Consider the following 16,985-nt stretch of genomic DNA (forward strand, 5'->3'; position numbering starts at 1 on the left):
GATGATCATTTTTTGTCGCGCCGCGCTTGCGCCTATTGTTTGATTGTTGGGCATTTTGACCGGGCTGAGTAAATCTGACCGGAGCCTAATAATGATAAGAACATGCTCGGCCAACGCCTGCGTCCGTCCGCGACGCAAACGGCCTGGCCACACCCGACCGCATCCTCTCGCACTGGCGATACTGGCCGTCATGGTCGCGCCCTCCCAAGCGACCACGCTGGACCTCAATGAAGACTGGAGCCTGTCGACCAAGACCACCCTGACCCTGGGCAGCAGTTGGTCCACCCAGAACCCGGAAAAGAGCATGATGACCCGCGCCAACGCCCTGCAGGCGCAAGGCAAGCAGGCCAACGGCAGCAGCGTCAGCGCCGACGACAACCGGCTGAATTTCGAGCGCGGCGACCCGATCTCGCAGAACTTCAAGGGCCTGACGGACTTCAGCCTCGACGGTCAGGGGCAGGGGGCCTTTGTCCGCTTCAAGTACTGGTACGACCATGCCTACGAAACCGGTGACGGCCGGTTCAAGGATTTCGATGACTCGGGCTGGGACGACCTGTCCAAGTTCAAGGGCTTCAAGGCCCTGGACACCTATGTCTGGAAAGACTTCGTGGTCGCCGACCGGCCGCTGAACGTCAAGGTCGGCAACCAGGTGTTGTCCTGGGGTGAGGCACTGCTGATCCAGAACGGCATCAACGTGATCAACCCGCTGGACATCTCGGCATTCAACCGCCCCGGCGTGGAAATCAAGGAAGGCCAGTTGCCGGTGGAGATGCTGTCCTTCAGCCTCGGCCTGACCGACAGCCTGAACCTGGAAGGCTTTTATCAATACAACTGGCGCGAGAGCGTGCTCGACGGTTGCGGCACCTTCTTCGCCAGCAGCGATGCGATCCAGAAGGGCTGCGGGCCGCTGTACCTGAGCCAGGTGCAGACCGACCAGCAAATGCAGAATGCCGGTTTGTACGCCACCTCCCGGGGCAATGAATCGCCGTCCGACAATGGTCAGTTCGGCTTTGCCCTGCGCAACATGATCCCGGCGCTGAACGACGCGGAAGCGGCGATTTACTTCATCAACTACCACTCGCGCCTGCCGTACTTCACCCTGAATGCGCGGGATGTCACCCAGCCCGGGACCTTCCCAGGCGGCGTGCAGAATCCGAGCTACGCCGCCGCGTTCCCGGAAGACATTCGCCTGTACGGCTTCAGCCTCAATGGCGTCGAGCCCAACTCGGGAATTTCCCTGGCGGGTGAAATCAGCTACCGGCCGAACATGCCGCTGGCGATCAACGCACCGGACATCAACGTGGCGGTGATTTCCGGGCCGGGCGGCAGTTCCTGGGTCGACCTGCCGGCGGGCTTCAGCACTACCCAGGGCGACCGGTTTGATGGTTGGGTGCGCAAGGGGGTCTGGCAGATGACCGGGTCGGCGACCCAGGCCTACGACAACATCCTCGGCGCCACGCGCTTGAGCCTGTTCGGTGAGCTCGGCGTGGTGCACATCGAGGACTTGGGCGACGAACGCCTGGGGCGTAACGCCGCCTTCGGTCGCAGCAGTCCGAAAAACGGCATGCCGTGTAACACCGTGGCCTCGGGCGTTACCAACCAGTACTGCACGGACGATGGTTTTGCCACCGACTGGTCCTGGGGTTATCGACTGCGCGCCAGCCTCGAGTACAGCGACGTTTTGCCGGGGGTCAACCTGATCCCGGCGGTCAACTGGCGCCATGACGTGTCGGGTTATTCCTATGACCCGCAAGGGCCGTTCCAGGAAGGCCAGCAGGCACTGGGCCTGAGCCTGACCACCAACTACCTCAACGATTACAGCGTGGAACTGGCCTACAACGCCTTCTTCGGTTCCAACGACTACAGCACCCTGGACGATCGCGATTTTGCCTCGGTCAGCTTCAAGGTCGACTTCTAAGGAGTATCAGTGATGCGTATGCAAATTTGTGTGCTGGCCCTGGCCTGCGCGGCGAGCCTGGCGCACGCCAAAGGTACCGATTCAGCCGCCCTAGGCAAGACCCTGACGCCCATGGGCTCGGAAATCGCGGCCAATGCCGACGGCAGCATCCCGGCCTGGACCGGCGGCCTGACCAGTTCCGCCGGCAAGGTCGACAGCAAGGGCGGTTACAGCGACCCCTATGCCAATGAAAAGCCGCTGTTCACCATCACCGCGCAGAACGTGGCGCAGTACCAGAAGTTCCTCAGCCCCGGGCAGGTTGCGTTGTTCAAGCGCTTTCCCGACACCTACAAGATGAACATCTACCCGACCCACCGCAGCGCCAACCTGCCTAAAACGGTGCTCGATCAGAGTCGTGAAAACGTCGCCAAGACCAGCATGGCCGACGGCGGCAACGGGCTGCATGACTATGTTCACGGCATTCCGTTCCCGCTGCCCACTGAAGGTCTCGAGGTGATGTGGAACCACATGACCCGCTATCGCGGCGGCAGCTACGAGCGCATCAGCAGCTCGGCGCTGGTCCGTGAAAACGGTGCCACCAGCTACGTGCGCAACCAGTCGTTGATCAACTTCGCCGACACCATCAGCGGTCTTGAACCGGCTTCCAACACCCTGTTCATGTTCAAGAGCCGTGTGCTGGAGCCGGCGCGCCTGTCCGGTGAAGCGGTGCTGGTGCACGAGCCGATCGACCAGGTGGCCGAGCCGCGTTCGGCCTGGCAGTACTTGCCGGGGCAGCGTCGGGTGCGTCGTGCGCCGATGATCGCCTACGACAACAGCGCCCGTTACAGCAACGGCCTGATCACCGCCGACAACATCGACGGCTACAACGGTGCGCCGGACCGTTTCGACTGGAAGCTGGTGGGCAAACAAGAGCTGTACATCCCCTACAACAGCTACAAGATCGGCAGCCACGAGCTCAAGTACGACGCGGTGATCAAGCCCAACCATGTCAACCAGGACCTGGCCCGTTACGAGAAGCACCGGGTCTGGGTGGTGGAGGCGACGCTCAAGCCCAACGCCCGGCACATCTATGCCAAACGCCGCTTCTATGTGGACGAGGACAGCTGGCAGATCGCGCAAGCGGACCAGTACGACAGCCGCGGCGAACTGTGGCGCAGCGGTGAACTGCATGCAATCCAGCACTACGACCACGGCTTCACCTACAACGTGCTGGAAACCTCCTATGACCTGATCGCCGGGCGCTACTACGCCGGTGGCCTGGCCAACGAAGAGGTCGAGCCGATGCGTGTCGGCTTCGCCGCCAAGACCGACGACTACACCCCGTCGGACCTGCGGCGCTGGGCCAAGTAAGCCGTCCCTTGCATGGTGCCCACTGCCGCCCCTTGTAGGAGCGAGCTTGCTCGCGATGAACTCAAGAGCGACGCGTTTATTCAGAAAACACGCGTCATCGTTAACGCCCATCGCGAGCTAGCTCGCTCCTACAAAGCGGGCACTGGGCGCCGCTTTCATTGCTGTCAGGAGACATTGCCATGCGCCACTGGATAACCGCATTAGCCTTGGGGCTCGGCGCGAGCGCCGTACAGGCCACCAGCCTCGATCAACAGCAGGCCCGGGCCCTGGCCCAGGAAGCCTATGTGTTTGCCTTCGCCACCGGCGAGCACAATAAAGTGCTCAGCGCCATCGCCGCCAGGCTGCCGTTCAATGTGTTGTACAGCGAGCCACGCTTGCTGGGGCCGCAGGACGACAAAGTGGTGTCGCCGAACAACGACACCTTCTACTCCCGCGCCTTGCTCGACCTGCGTGGCGAGCCGCAGGTGCTGCAAGTCCCTGAGGTCGAGGGGCGTTACTACAACTTCCAGTTGGTGGACCTGCGCACCGATAACCTCGACTACATCGGCACCCGCGCGACCGGCAGCAAGGCCGGGCGCTACCTGATCGCCGGCCCGGACTGGCAGGGTGAGGTACCGGCCGGTTTCAACGGGGTCATTCGCTCGCCGAGCCGCCTGGTGTTCCTGATCGGGCGCACCGAGGTCAAGGGCGCCGACGATCTCGCGCAGGCAGCGCACGTGCTCAAGGGCTACGCCTTGCAGCCCCTGTCCAGGGTGCTGGGAACCCCGGCACCCGCGGCGCTGCCCACCCTGCAGTTGCCGGCCTATCAGGACAGCAAGCAGGGGCCAGCGGTGGCGTTGTTCGAGCGCTTCAACCACCTCGCCGCGCTGCACCAGTGGACTCCGGTCGAGCAGCAGAAACTGGCGCGCTATGCCGAAATCGGCCTCCAGCCAGGCGTCGGATTCGCGCCGCCGCAAGACCTCAGGGACGCGGTGGCCGAAGGCGCCGAAGCCGGCCGCGAACAGGTGCGAGTTGCCTCCAGCAAGCTGTCCGTGGAGCAGCAAGGCTGGTTCCGCTCGCCGTCCAATGTCGGCAAGTTCGGTGACGATGACCTGACCCGCGCGGCCGTGGCCTGGCGCTACATCTACGCCAACGATCCTGCCGAAGCGTTGTACCCAATGGCACTGCATGACGCCCAGGGCCAGTTGCTCGATGGCAATAAAACCTATCGCCTGCATTTCGCCGCCGGGCAGTTGCCACCGGTGGACGCCTTCTGGTCCCTGACCCTGTACGACGGCAAGAGCCAATTGCTGGTGGCCAACCCGCTGGCGCGTTACTCCCTGGGTGATCGCAGCCCCGACCTGCGATACGACGCCGATGGAGGCCTGACCCTGACCCTGGCGCACCCGACTCCGACGCAGAGCGCCCAGAGCAACTGGCTGCCGACGCCGCAAGGGCCGTTCAACCTGATGTTGCGGTTGTACCTGCCGCAACAGCGGGCACTGGATGGCCGCTACCCGTTACCGACCATCGAAGCCATCAAGGGCGAGGGCTGAACCATGAATGCTCCTTTTAGCCGTCGTCGTCTGCTCGCCGGCATGAGTGTGGCCGGTGCCGCACTGGCATGCCCGGGTTGGTTGCTGGCTGCCAGCCAGGTCAACCCAACTTCTCCCGAGGATATCCAGGCCATCACCCGGGACGCGTGGATCTACGCCTATCCGATGCTGATGCACTACCAGACCCTGGAAAAGCAGGTGCTCGACCCCGGTGCTGCCGAGTACGTCGGCGGCTTCAACCGCTTTCGCCACTACAGCAACCTGTACACACCGAAGAACCGCGAAATTGTCACGCCCAACAATGACACGCCGTACTCCTGGGCCTGGCTGGACCTGCGCAGTGAACCCCAGGTCTTGAGCGTGCCGGCGGTGGCCGAGGACCGTTACTACGTGCACCAGTTGCTGGATCAATACACCCACAACTTTGCCTATGTCGGGGTGCTGAGCACCGGGCGCGAGGCGGGGGACTACCTGATCGCCGGGCCTGGCTGGACGGGCGCAACCCCGGTGGGGATCAAGACCGTGCTGCGCAGTGAAACCGAGATCGTCATGGTGCTGGGTCGCACCGCGCTGAAGAACGCCGAGGACATGCCGGCAGTGCGTGCCTTGCAGCAGCAGTATCGCCTGCGCTCGTTGCACGAGTACGTGGGCACCCCGGCACCCGCAGCGGCACCCACCATCGCGTGGCAGGCGTGGGACAGCAAGACCGGGCTGGGGCCTGGGTTCATCAATCAGTTGAACCAGATCCTCACGCTGTGTCCGGTCCAACCGAGTGAGCAAGCGTTGCGTGAGCGGTTTGCGCGGATCGGTATCGTGCCGGGGCAGGCGTTCGACCTGGCGGCCTTGTCCGCCGAACAGCGCCAGGCGTTGATCGCCGGTATCCAGGAGGCTCAAGCGCAGATGCAGGCCGCCGGGGCCAAGGTCCGCACCACCCTGGGCCTGTTCGGGACGCGGGAGGTGTTGCAGGGCAACTACCTCAACCGTGCATTGGGCGCAGCCATGGGCATCTACGGCAACAGCGTCGAGGAGGCGTTCTACACCGGCGCCAGACAGGACAGCCAGGGCCAACCCTTGGTAGGGGGACGCGGCTACCGCCTGCGCTTCGCACCCGGGCAATTGCCACCGGCCAGCGAGTTCTGGTCGCTGACGCTGTACGACTTGCCGGACCGCCAACTGGTCGACAACCCCATCGACCGTTACTGCCTGAGCAGCCGCGACCGGTTGAAGGCGGATGCCGACGGCGGGCTGACCTTGGTCGTGCAGAGTTCAGCGCCCACCGATGGAGGCAGCAACTGGTTGCCCGCACCGCAACACGGTGCGTTCACCCTGATCCTGCGCCTGTACGGCCCCGAGCGGCAGGTGATCGAGCAGCGCTGGCAGATGCCGGTGGTGGAGGCGGTTTGAATCCGGTTTCACCATCAGGCTGCGTGATCGTTGATCGCGGGAAAGGGGTGGGCGGACCCCTCTTACACGTACTGAGTGGTCTGTAGGAGGGGAGGTTTGCCCGCGATGCCCTCTGGGTTGTCTTCGTCTTGGGGCGAAACTATGATGCGCCGCCGTCACTCCCCTGTTGGACAGGCCATCAATTAGCTAAGGATTGGCTTATGATTTTCCCGCTATGACGGTTACCACCGGCTCATGTTTCTCCACAAACATAAGGTTAATCCTGTGCTCGGTGTTCTTTGTGCCGTCTTTCGCTCTGGCTGAAGAAACCCACACAAAACATTGGCAGGATCTGACGAGCAATGATCTTTATGCGATTCATCAGCTGATAGTCACCGCTCACCCAGGTGCCTTGGACCGTGACAATAAGGATTTTACCGGCTGGGTTGAACAGGGCTATTTAAAAGCCAGTCAGTTGTCAAAACAGGTCAAGTCAAGGAAGGACTCACTGGCTGTCCTCAACTTTTACATTGCCGGTTTCCAGGATGGCCACGTAGGGTTGAGCCCGTCTGATCAGGGTAAGTCTTCCTGGGCAGGTTTCGTTTTGGGCATGCAAGGACAGCGTTTTGTTGTAAAGAATACTTCCAGAAACTGGCCAGTGCCTTTACCACCCGTTGGCTCCGAAGTGGTGGCCTGTGATGACAAACCGGTCCGCGAGACACTGGAAAATGACCTGTCACCCTACATTGATCGCAGGCTGGGTCTGGCGTCGACATGGTTGCACCTGGCTACGCAGTTGACGGTGGATGATGCCCGCTATCCCGTACTGGGCAGAGTCTTGCCAAAAAGCTGCTCAGTGGTGCTCCCGGATGGGGTGCGACAGGACTTCACCCTGCTGTGGCAACAGGACCGCGGGGAACTGGAGTCTTTCCTGCTCCAGCCTCAACCACCACAGGCTCTGCAAGATCTGGGAGGCGGGCGCTATTGGATACACGTATCGAACTTCACGCCATCTGCTGCGGATAATGCGGCCCTCAAAAAAATGCTCGATGCCATCAATCACCTCGGTGACGCCAGTTTGGTGGTGCTCGATACGCGTGGTAATCGCGGGGGTAACAGTCTGGTGGGTGTAGAGATACTGTCTGCGCTGTTAGGTTCGCAAGTGGTCAATAGCGTGGACAAACAGTCTCGTGCGTATGCGATGTGGCGTGTTTCTCCCTTTGCCTACTCCACACTCAGTCATGTTCTGGGCTCCATGGAAGGTGATTATGGGAAAAACAGTGAGGCTTATAAATTTGTTTCCGGTTTAACCCATTCGATGGAATTCGCACTTCGCGAGAAGAAAGATTGGCTGCGGCAACCGAGCAGTTCTTCAATCAATCAAGAGCGTTTTGAAGGATCAAAGGCTCATGGCTTCAAAGGCCAGTTGGCGCTGGTGACCGACTCTTTTTGCGCGAGTGCCTGCCTGGATTTCGCAGACGTTGTTCTCGCCATCCCAGGGGTCGTCCATCTGGGGTTACCCACGAGCGCGGATACGCTTTACATTGATATAGGCGCTCAAACACTGCCCAGTGGCGGCCAGTTCTGGTTGCCGTTAAAAGTATGGCGAGACCGGGCGCGAGGGAATAATCAAAGTTACGATCCACCCTTTATCTTTGAAGGGGACATTGCTGATACAGCGGCCGTGCAAAAGTGGGTGCTTGAGCGTCTGTGATTGCTACTAGAACGCCGCCAGACCGAACCCGGCCTGGCGGCTTTTTTACCCTCGATGATCAGGGTGTGACGACATTGAACTGCGGGCTGAAGGTGTCCAGGCTGCCCAGCAGCTGGCCCAGTTTCTTGCCGTCGCCCTTCAACTTGACCAGGCCTTTCTGGATGGCTGTCGGGAAGTCCAGTTGCTTGAGGGCGATCTGTTCAAGCGTTGCCTTGTTCATGCTGATGCTCGCGTCGGCCTGGGGATTGCTGCCGCTGCGGTGGGTCAGTACGCCGTTGCGCAAGGTCAGGTTGTAGGCCTGGTTCGGGTCGTCGAAGGTCCAGTTCAACGTCAGGTCATGGCCGACGGCTTTTTCGCTGTTCAGGCGAATGGCCAGGAAGTCGAAGAACATGTCAGGGGTCAGCGCCCGCACCATGTCCGCCGACACCGAACTGCCGGCAATCGGTGGCACACCGTTGCGCAGTTCCATGGCGGCGGTCAGGTACATGTTGCGCCAGGTGGCGTTCTCGCTCTGGTAACCCAGTTGCTCCAGCGCCTGGGCCTGGGTTTCGCGGCCTTCACTGTTGTCCGGCTCGGCGAACATCAACTGGTTGCCCAGTTGCGTGGCCCAGCGGTAATCGCCCTTGGTCATGGCCTCGCGCATTTTGCCAATCACGGCCGCGCCACCGCCGATGGCCTCGACATAATGCTTGGCGGTTTCCACCGGCGGCAGCGGGTTGAGGTTCGACGGGTTGCCGTCATAGAAGCCCATGTAGCGCTGATACACCGCCCGCGAGTTGTGGCTCAACGAGCCGTAGTAGCTGCGGGTGTACCACTTGTTCTCCAGCTCCCCCGGGAGTTTCTGCATGTTCTGCGCGATCTCCATCGGCGTCAGGCCCTGGTTCAACAGGTGCAGGGTGCGGTCGTTGAGGAAGGCATACATGTCACGCTGATCGGCGAGGAAGGTACGGATGCGCTCGCCACCCCAGGTCGGCCAGTTGTGCTGGGCAAAAAGTACGTCGGACTTGTCGCCGTAACGCGTCAGGCTGCTGTCCAGGTATTGCGACCAGGCCTTGGCATCGCGCACCGGGGCGCCGCGCGGAGTGAGGATGTTGTGCATCATCTGCGTGGCGTTTTCCGCCATGCACAAGGCCCGCAGCTGCGGCAGGTACAGGTTCATCTCCGACGGTGCTTCGGTGCCCGGGGTCAGCTGGAACTGCACCTCGATGCCGGCGATGGTGCGGGTATCCAGTTCCTGGCTGATCAGGTCGGTCGGCGGGATCAGGGTGATGGTGCCGCCCGATGGCGTGTTCTTGCCCATGCCGGCGTCCACCTGGCCCTTGTCGCCCCGTGGCAACAGGCTGCCGAACTGGAACTGGGCGCGGCGGCTCATGGCGTTGCCGGCGTACACGTTCTCGCTCATGACGTGTTCCATGAAGCCTGCCGGCGCGAACACCTTGACCTTGCCGGCCTTGACGTCGGCCTCGTCGATCACCCCGCGCACGCCGCCGAAGTGGTCGACGTGGGTATGGCTGTAGATCACCGCCACCACCGGTTTGTGCGGACGGTTGCGGTAGTACAGGTCCAGCGCCGCCTTGGCGGTTTCAGCCATGGTCAGCGGGTCGATGATGATCAGCCCGTCGTCACCCTCGATGATGGTCATGTTGGCCAGGTCCAGGCCGCGCACCTGATAGAGCCGGGGGCTGACTTCGAACAAACCGGCGTGGGCGCTGAGCTGGGCCAGGCGCCACAGGCTCGGGTTGACGGTGTCGGGGGCCTGGTCCTTGTCGAGGAAGGCGTAGCTCTGCATGTTCCAGATCACCTTGCCGTCGGCGGTCTTGATCGGGTCCGTGAAAGGGGCGATCAGGCCACGGTTGACCGACTCGTAGTCGGTGCGGTCACTGAAGGGCAGTTGCTTGAGCACCGCCGCATTGCTGGCAGCGGTCAAGGGGCTGGCGGCGACGGGGGCTTGGGCGGCGGCGACCGATTGTGCCAGGCAGGCGGTGATCAGGGCGGCCAGCAGGCCGCGATGGGACAGGGTGAATCGAGGCATGGAGTCTCCGTTTTTATCATTATGGCTAGACCAGCCTGGAGCCTAAACGCCAGGCCAGAGACCTCGATAATCGTCAAACGACAAAAACCATGCAGGGCGTGCAAGGCTGTCCGCTATGCTTGGATTCACTGTCTGTGTAGCGAGCGCTGCCCATGCTCGAGGTTCAAGGCGTCTTCAAACGCTACGCCACCGCGCAAGGCCCGCTGGCGGTGTTGCAGGGTGTCGACTTGCAGTTGGCGCCCGGCAGCAGCCTGGCGCTGATGGGCGAGTCGGGCAGTGGCAAAAGCACCTTGCTGCACCTGATTGCCGGGCTGGACAAGGTCGACCAGGGCAGCATCCGCTTGGGCGAACAGCGCCTGGAACGCATGAGTGAAGGCCAACGGGCGCGCTGGCGGCGTACGGAGATCGGCCTGGTGTTCCAGCAGTTCAACCTGATCGGCAGTTTGCGGGTCGAGGACAATCTGGCGTTTCAGGCGCGACTGGCCGGGCGCCATGACCCGGCCTGGCACGGGCAACTGGTGGAACGCCTGGGGCTTGGGGATGTACTGGGGCGCTATCCGGAACAGTTGTCCGGTGGCCAGCAGCAACGGGTGGCGCTAGGGCGGGCACTGGCGTCGCGGCCACGGTTGCTGTTGGCCGATGAGCCCACCGGCAGTCTCGATGAACACACCAGCGAGCAGGTGCTGGACCTGTTGCTGGAACTGCTTGAGGACAGTCCCACCAGTTTGTTGATGGTCACCCATAGCCCCAGGGTCGCCGCACGCCTGGCGCGCAAGGTGCTGTTGCAGCATGGACGGCTGGTCGATGCCGGCGCGCCGCGATGAGTGTTTTAACCCAGACCCTGCGCGCGCTGCTCAGCCATTGGCGTCAGCATCCGGTGCAGTTCTTCAGTGTGCTGACTGGGCTGTGGCTGGCCACCGGTTTGCTGACTGGGGTCCAGGCGTTGAACAGTCAGGCACGGGACAGCTACGCCCGTGCCAGTCAATTGATCGGCGGCGAACCCCAGCCCAGCTTCAGCGCTCCCAATGGCGCGCCCTTCGCCCAAGCCCTGTTTGTCGAGCTGCGCCTGGCCGGCTGGCCGGTGTCGCCGGTGGTGCAGGGGCGGGTGATGCTCAAGGGGCAGGAAGCGCAGCGCCTGCAACTGATGGGCATCGAGCCCCTGTCACTGCCGACGGGCACGGTCTTGGCCGGACAGCCCCTGGACCTGGCACGGATGGCCGAGTTCGTCAGCCCGCCGGGCCGCACCTGGATTGCTCCGCAAACCCTGCAGGCGCTGGGATTGCGTGAGGGTGATCGAGCGCAGACCACGACGGGGGCCAGTTTGCCGCCGATGCATGCCCAAGCCGACATGGCGCCCGGTGTGCTGTTGATGGACATCGGTGTTGCCCAGCAGGTGCTGGGTCTGGCGCAGCAGCTGTCACGCTTGCTGGTGCCGAAGGCGTTCGTCGCCACCCACCCTCGGCTGCCCGCCGACCTGGCCGGTCAGTTGCAACTGCAACCCGGCGGTGAAGAGCACACCCTGGCGCGGCTCACCGAGAGCTTTCACCTGAACCTCGACGCCCTGGGATTCCTGTCATTCGTTGTCGGTTTGTTCATTGTCCACGCGGCGATTGGCCTGGCACTGGAGCAGCGCCGCGGCCTGTTCAGAACCCTGCGCGCCTGCGGGGTCAGCGCACGGATGCTGATCCTGGGCCTGAGCCTTGAACTGGGCGGGTTGGCCCTGCTCGGCGGGCTGGTCGGGGTGGTCAGCGGCTACTTACTGGCCAGTGTCCTGCTACCGGACGTCGCTGCCAGCCTGCGGGGATTGTACGGCGCCGAAGTGGCGGGGCAGTTGAGCCTCAGCCCCGGGTGGTGGTTGAGCGGCATCGGCCTGAGCTTGTTGGGCGCCGGGCTGGCCGGCGTCAACAGCTTGTTGCGTGCCGCACGCCTGCCGTTGCTGGCGCTGGCGGCCCCGCATGCCTGGCATCAGGCCTATGGGCGCTGGCTGCGGCGCCAAGGATGGGTGGCCGTTGTCATGGCGCTGATCGGCGTGCTCGCGTGGGCGTGGGGGGACAGCCTGACCAGTGGTTTTGTGCTGATGGCGGCCTTGATGCTGGGGGCCGCGTTGAGTTTGCCGGTACTGCTCGATTGGGCGCTGAGTCTGGCCTTGGGTCGCAGCCATTCGGTGCTCGGCCAATGGTTTGTTGCCGATTGCCGTCAGCAGTTGCCGGCCCTGAGCCTGGCCTTGATGGCCCTGCTGCTGGCGCTGGCCGCCAATATCGGGGCGGGCAGCATGACCGCCGGCTTTCGCCAGACCTTCAGCGACTGGTTGGAGCAACGGTTGATCGCCGAGCTGTACATCACCCCCCGCAATCCAGCGCAGGCCCGCGAACTGCAGCCGTGGCTGATGCAGCAGAATCTCGCTGCGGTGCTGCCCAGCTGGCAGGTCGCGGTGACCTTGCAGGGCTGGCCGGCGGACCTTCATGGGGTGATCGATCACGGGACCTATCGCCAGCACTGGCCGTTGCTCGCAGCCCAGGGCGATACCCCCTGGGAGCAGTTGGCGAGCCACGACACGGTGATGATCAGCGAGCAACTGGCGCGCCGACTCAAGCTTCAGTTGGGCGACCGATTGAGCATCCCCACACCGCAAGGCGCCTGGGCGCCGCAGCTGATCGGTATTTATGCCGACTATGGCAATCCCAAAGGGCATCTGCTGGTCAACGACCGACACCTGTTGCACTTCTGGCCACAGCTGACGCCGAGTCGTTTCAACCTGCGCATCGAGCCGGGCCGGATTCCGGCTTTGCTCACGGCGCTGCAAGCGCGCTTTGCCCTGGACGACAGTCGCATCGTCGATCAGGCCCGGCTCAAGGGCTGGTCGGAGCAGGTGTTCGAGCGCACCTTTGCGGCGACGGCCGCCCTCAACAGCCTGACCCTGGGGGTGGCCGGGGTGGCGTTGTTCATCAGCTTGCTGACGCAAAGCCAGAGCCGTCTCGGGCAACTGGCGCCGTTGTGGGCGCTGGGGGTGACCCGCCGGCAATTGATGCTGCTCAACCTCGGACAAACCTGGCTGCTGGCATTGCTCACCCTGGTGTTGGCGCTGCCGTTGGGCATTGCCCTGGCCTGGTGCCTGGACACGGTGATCAACGTGCAGGCGTTCGGCTGGCGCCTGCCGCTGCGGGTCTTCCCGTGGCAATTGGCGCAGTTGATGGGGCTGGCGCTGTTGGCCACCTTGCTGGCCTCGGCCTGGCCGCTCTTCACGCTTTACCGCACGCAACCGGCGGACTTGCTCAGGTGCTTTGGCCATGAGGACTGACAGGTTGCTCGCGGTGGTGTTGCTGGTCTTGGCCGGGTGCGACGATGCCCCCGAGCGCCAGGAGGGGTTCGCCGGGCTGGGTGTTGACGCCGCCGCGTTCCAGCAGGTGACGCCGGGCCGGGTCTTCGGGTTTCCGGCCGATCACGCGGCCCACGATGGATTTCGTGTGGAGTGGTGGTACCTCACCGCCAACCTCAAGGACCCGCAGGGCCGGGCATTCGGTGTGCAATGGACGCTGTTTCGCAATGCCTTGCAAGCCGGCTCGGAGCAGCCCGGATGGGCCAGCCAGGTGATCTGGCTGGGCCACGCGGCGGTGACGTCGGCGACCGTGCACCACGCCGCCGAGCGTTATGCCCGGGGTGGCGTGGGGCAGGCCGGGGTGCAACAGCCACCGTTTGCCGCCTGGATCGACGACTGGCGCCTGAGCTCGCAGACAGGCAGCGATAACCCGTTGGCCGACATGCGCTTGCAGGCCAGCGGTAAAGGCTTCAGCTATCAACTGCGCCTGACCTCCAGCCGGCCAGTGGTGTTGCACGGGGAGCAGGGTTTCAGTCGCAAGTCCGAGCAGGGCCAGGCGTCGTATTACTACAGCCAGCCGTTCTTTGCGGCCAGCGGCAACCTGGAGATCGATGGCACGACCTATCAGGTCAGCGGCCCGGCCTGGCTGGACCGGGAGTGGAGCAGCCAGCCATTGATGGTCGGGCAGAGCGGCTGGGACTGGTTCTCCCTGCACCTGGACAGTGGTGCGCAGTTGATGCTGTTCCGGATTCGCCAGCAGGTTGGCGCTCCCTACGTCACCGGCACTTGGATCAATCCGGACGGCAGCACCCGTACATTGTCCCGGGATGAGATTAACCTCACGCCGTTGACGAGTTCTGAGGTGGCAGGGCGTAGCCTGCCGACACGCTGGTCAGTCAAGGTGCCGGGCCAGGGGCTGGACATCACGGTCGCGGCGCTCAACCCCAAGGCCTGGATGGATTTGCGTATTGCCTATTGGGAAGGGCCGGTGCAGGTCAGTGGCAGTGATACGGGGGTGGGGTACCTGGAAATGACCGGCTATTGAGAGGCGGATCGCAGCCCTGAGCGGTGCGCGGCAAAGTTTTAGTAAAACCGCTGATCTATGTCTATGCTCACTCGGCGCGCAGGCTTCAGACTGCTGTTGAAAGCCTTTGCTTGCACTCTTTACTCTCTCAGGGAACGTACCGCTATGAAGCTTCACACACTGACCAAAGCCATTACGCTTGCAACGCTGCTGTCTGCCGGTAGCCTCAGTGCCTACGCCGCCGATATCCCATTGTCGGCCGTGGTTGAAGCGAACCAGGTGATGACCGAGGTTATTTCCGTCGATGCGGCCAACCGCCAGGTGGTACTCAAGGGCGCCGAGGGCCAGCCGGTCATGATCCAGATGACCGAAAAGGCCAAGGACCTGGGCAACCTCAAGGCCGGTGACAAGGTGCAGATCGACGTCATCCGTTCGGTCGCCGCTTCGCTCGACACCGACATCGACAAGGGCCTGCCGGGCACCGTTGAGCGCGTCGGGGAAATGCGCGCCTCCGAGAACAACCCGAACCCGGGCGGCGAAGCCTATCGTCAGATCAAGGTCGAGCTGAAAATCACCGCGATCGACGTGAAGAAAAACGAAGTGACGCTGCAGAATCCAGCGGGCCTGACCAAGACCATCAAGGTCGAAAAACCGGAAGTCCAGGCCAAGCTCAAAGACCTCAAGGTCGGCCAGAGTGTGGTAGTGGTCTACACCGACGTGCTGAAAGTCACGACCCAGCGCTAAGCTTCAACGCGACACCTGAAAAGCGACACTCGACGCTGGTGCGCCCTGATACGGGGCGCAACCTGAAACGGCGGGTTTCGCTTTTTTTCGTTTTTGCCGTTGAAATATTGTGTCCAGATTTATTCAGAATTTCTCACCGGACAGATCGGATCCAATGTATTAAAATCGCCCCGGTTCGCCCAGTGTCAGGGCTCTTTACCAGTGCAAGGATTGCCAGGCCATAGCACTGGGCGAACGTCTTCCAGACCGTTCGACAAACAACCTTCAGTTGTACATCGTTTCTGAGTACGCACGGTCCCGCACTGCCTCCTTCCTGCTCAGCACACCAACCCTTGCAGATTCAGCACACGGCCACATTCGTCAATCGAACGCTGCTGCGTTTGCGCATACAACGCCAGCTCATCAATGGTTGAACGGCCCAGCGCGGCTTCAAACGCTTGCCGGTTCGAATGCGCGTCGTAGCGGGTCTGTGCGGCATCGCCCAGGTTCGACTGGAAAATCCCCGCGGCGCTGACCGGCAGGAAGTCCTCGTACACCAGCGGTTCCGCGCGCACATAACCGGCTTTGAGCAACCCGGCCAGGGACATGCCCTTGAGTGTATCGCGCTCGACGGCCAGGCCCTTGTCGCTGACGAAATAGCGGAAGTAGGCCAGGCCTTGCTCGCGCATGTCAGTGTAGGCGTCCGGGAATTCCTGGAAATGTTGCGTCATCAGGCTGTCGTAGCGCGCTGCGTTGGCTTCGCTGGGGAAGTCCTCGAGCTCATCGCGGGCAGCGTTGAGCAAGCGGTCGTAGAGCGCCCGCCCTTGAGGAGTCAACGCAGCGCCACGCTGCTCGATTTCGCCGAAGCGGGCGCTGTGGCTGCCGGTGGCCTGCTGTTGGTCGGTGAACGCAATGGCTTCGTCCAGCGCCTTGAAGCTGGTCTGGCGCAGGAGGATCGGGCACTGGCGGCGCGGCGGTCCCTCGATCACTGCCTTGGGGGTGATGCCGTGGCCGGGCATGCTGGCCTGCACGATGTCGATGTCCAGGGTGCGCGGGGTCAAGTGATTGATGTGCGGGCCCTTGAAGGCCACCACGTCGGCGATCAGCCGGTGCTGGGCGCTCAATTGTCGGTACTGCGCGGCGGTGACGGTGGCGCTGTGGTGCCAGCGAAACGTCTCCAGCGCCTGCTCGACAAAAACCTCGGCCTGCTGTTCATCAAGGCCGCCGTTGTGTTCGGCGTGGGCGATCAGTTCCAAGGCCCTGGCGGTGAAAATCGAACGCCGGGCCAGCACCGATTCGGCAAAGGCGCGCAGCTCGGGGTTGTCGATCAGTTCCAGGCGCAGCAGCGAGGTGAACACGCGGAACGGGCTGACCTGCAGGGACGCTTCATGCACGGCGCGAAAGGCCGTGGAGTGCACCGGCACGCCGGCGGGTGTCAGGTCGTAGTAGCCGACCGGTTCCATGCCCATCACCGCGAACAGGCGGCACAGCGTCGCCAGTTCCTCGGCGGTGCCGACGCGAATCGCGCCGTGGCGCTCCAGATCCAGGCGCTCGATTTCGCCGGTAGCGCGCAACTGCGAGGCCATCGCCGGGTCGCTGGCCAGCACCTGGGCGTTGGTGCTGGCCACCAGTTCCATCAAGGCGCCGTACAGCGGCACTTCTTCGCGGTACATGTCCGACATCGCCCGCGAGAAGCGTTGGCGGATCAGGTCAGGGCTGACGACGTTCTGGTTGCTCATAAACTCGAATCCCGGCGCAGTGACAGTGGAGTAGGCCGATTCTGTTCGGCGCCGGCATGACTGACAAACGAAGTTTCTTCCGAACTTCATTCTGCAAACGACTGCTGCGTTCAGTGCTGCGCCTGGTTCACCCGCCAGAACCGCTACACAAGGCACTGTCCGCTACAGGAGGAGGTGGAAGCCAGGGCAGGTCAGTCGTTCTTCGACTGCTATGGCGCGTCAGGCCCACTTGTCTCGCCATAGGGACTGGC

The 16,985-nt window shown here is 62.8% G+C and carries 11 protein-coding genes; 9 read left to right on the forward strand and 2 right to left on the reverse strand.

Annotated features, from left to right (window positions below; genetic code table 11):
- Window positions 1-91: 91 nt before the first annotated feature.
- The 5 genes from CKW07_RS02090 to CKW07_RS02110 all read left to right on the forward strand — a co-directional run bounded on the left by CKW07_RS02090 (window position 92) and on the right by CKW07_RS02110 (window position 7,900).
- The gene (locus CKW07_RS02090; protein ID WP_095143350.1) at window positions 92-1,918 is read left to right on the forward strand and encodes a DUF1302 domain-containing protein; all 1,827 of its coding nucleotides are present in this window, start codon (window positions 92-94) and stop codon (window positions 1,916-1,918) included.
- A 12-nt stretch (window positions 1,919-1,930) separates the two neighbouring features.
- Window positions 1,931-3,268 carry a DUF1329 domain-containing protein gene (locus tag CKW07_RS02095; protein WP_095143351.1) on the forward strand — a complete coding sequence of 446 codons (1,338 nt, stop codon included), beginning with the start codon at window positions 1,931-1,933 and terminating at the stop codon, window positions 3,266-3,268.
- A gap of 179 nt (window positions 3,269-3,447) precedes the next feature.
- On the forward strand, window positions 3,448-4,803 hold the full coding sequence (locus tag CKW07_RS02100) for a DUF1254 domain-containing protein (protein ID WP_095143352.1): 1,356 nt from the start codon (window positions 3,448-3,450) through the stop codon (window positions 4,801-4,803).
- 3 nt (window positions 4,804-4,806) lie between these two features.
- Window positions 4,807-6,207 carry a DUF1254 domain-containing protein gene (locus CKW07_RS02105; RefSeq protein ID WP_095143353.1) on the forward strand — a complete coding sequence of 467 codons (1,401 nt, stop codon included), beginning with the start codon at window positions 4,807-4,809 and terminating at the stop codon, window positions 6,205-6,207.
- A gap of 214 nt (window positions 6,208-6,421) precedes the next feature.
- The gene (locus CKW07_RS02110; protein WP_095143354.1) at window positions 6,422-7,900 is read left to right on the forward strand and encodes a S41 family peptidase; all 1,479 of its coding nucleotides are present in this window, start codon (window positions 6,422-6,424) and stop codon (window positions 7,898-7,900) included.
- 58 nt (window positions 7,901-7,958) lie between these two features.
- Here CKW07_RS02110 and CKW07_RS02115 read toward each other — a convergent pair whose 3' ends face one another.
- Complete coding sequence (locus CKW07_RS02115) at window positions 7,959-9,932, reverse strand: alkyl/aryl-sulfatase (protein ID WP_095143355.1); 1,974 nt, start codon at window positions 9,930-9,932, stop codon at window positions 7,959-7,961.
- 152 nt (window positions 9,933-10,084) lie between these two features.
- Between CKW07_RS02115 and CKW07_RS02120 the strand changes: the two genes are divergently transcribed.
- From CKW07_RS02120 to CKW07_RS02135, 4 genes are all read left to right on the forward strand, one after another.
- Window positions 10,085-10,756: an ABC transporter ATP-binding protein gene (locus CKW07_RS02120; protein WP_095143356.1), complete on the forward strand. Its 672-nt coding sequence runs from the start codon at window positions 10,085-10,087 to the stop codon at window positions 10,754-10,756.
- The gene (locus CKW07_RS02125) at window positions 10,753-13,230 is read left to right on the forward strand and encodes an FtsX-like permease family protein (protein WP_095143357.1); all 2,478 of its coding nucleotides are present in this window, start codon (window positions 10,753-10,755) and stop codon (window positions 13,228-13,230) included. The genes CKW07_RS02120 and CKW07_RS02125 overlap by 4 nt, the downstream gene beginning before the upstream one ends.
- A complete protein-coding gene (locus CKW07_RS02130; RefSeq protein ID WP_095143358.1) occupies window positions 13,220-14,293 on the forward strand; it encodes a lipocalin-like domain-containing protein in 1,074 nt (357 codons plus the stop codon). Before CKW07_RS02125 ends, CKW07_RS02130 begins: the two co-directional genes overlap by 11 nt.
- Before the next feature lie 144 nt (window positions 14,294-14,437).
- Window positions 14,438-15,016: a hypothetical protein gene (locus CKW07_RS02135; protein WP_095143359.1), complete on the forward strand. Its 579-nt coding sequence runs from the start codon at window positions 14,438-14,440 to the stop codon at window positions 15,014-15,016.
- Between the two features lie 317 nt (window positions 15,017-15,333).
- On the opposite strand, the gene CKW07_RS02140 is transcribed toward CKW07_RS02135, so the two are convergent.
- Window positions 15,334-16,734 carry a VOC family protein gene (locus CKW07_RS02140; protein WP_095143360.1) on the reverse strand — a complete coding sequence of 467 codons (1,401 nt, stop codon included), beginning with the start codon at window positions 16,732-16,734 and terminating at the stop codon, window positions 15,334-15,336.
- Window positions 16,735-16,985: the final 251 nt, after the last annotated feature.

It is taken from the genome of Pseudomonas sp. Irchel s3b6 (assembly GCF_900187415.1).
Taxonomy (GTDB): domain Bacteria; phylum Pseudomonadota; class Gammaproteobacteria; order Pseudomonadales; family Pseudomonadaceae; genus Aquipseudomonas.

Coding starts and splice junctions, on each gene's coding strand:
- CKW07_RS02090 (WP_095143350.1), top strand. CDS start 92: ATGATAAGAACATGCTCGGCCAACGCCTGCGTCCGTCCGCGACGCAAA.
- CKW07_RS02095 (WP_095143351.1), top strand. CDS start 1,931: ATGCGTATGCAAATTTGTGTGCTGGCCCTGGCCTGCGCGGCGAGCCTG.
- CKW07_RS02100 (WP_095143352.1), top strand. CDS start 3,448: ATGCGCCACTGGATAACCGCATTAGCCTTGGGGCTCGGCGCGAGCGCC.
- CKW07_RS02105 (WP_095143353.1), top strand. CDS start 4,807: ATGAATGCTCCTTTTAGCCGTCGTCGTCTGCTCGCCGGCATGAGTGTG.
- CKW07_RS02110 (WP_095143354.1), top strand. CDS start 6,422: ATGACGGTTACCACCGGCTCATGTTTCTCCACAAACATAAGGTTAATC.
- CKW07_RS02115 (WP_095143355.1), bottom strand. CDS start 9,932: ATGCCTCGATTCACCCTGTCCCATCGCGGCCTGCTGGCCGCCCTGATC.
- CKW07_RS02120 (WP_095143356.1), top strand. CDS start 10,085: ATGCTCGAGGTTCAAGGCGTCTTCAAACGCTACGCCACCGCGCAAGGC.
- CKW07_RS02125 (WP_095143357.1), top strand. CDS start 10,753: ATGAGTGTTTTAACCCAGACCCTGCGCGCGCTGCTCAGCCATTGGCGT.
- CKW07_RS02130 (WP_095143358.1), top strand. CDS start 13,220: ATGAGGACTGACAGGTTGCTCGCGGTGGTGTTGCTGGTCTTGGCCGGG.
- CKW07_RS02135 (WP_095143359.1), top strand. CDS start 14,438: ATGAAGCTTCACACACTGACCAAAGCCATTACGCTTGCAACGCTGCTG.
- CKW07_RS02140 (WP_095143360.1), bottom strand. CDS start 16,734: ATGAGCAACCAGAACGTCGTCAGCCCTGACCTGATCCGCCAACGCTTC.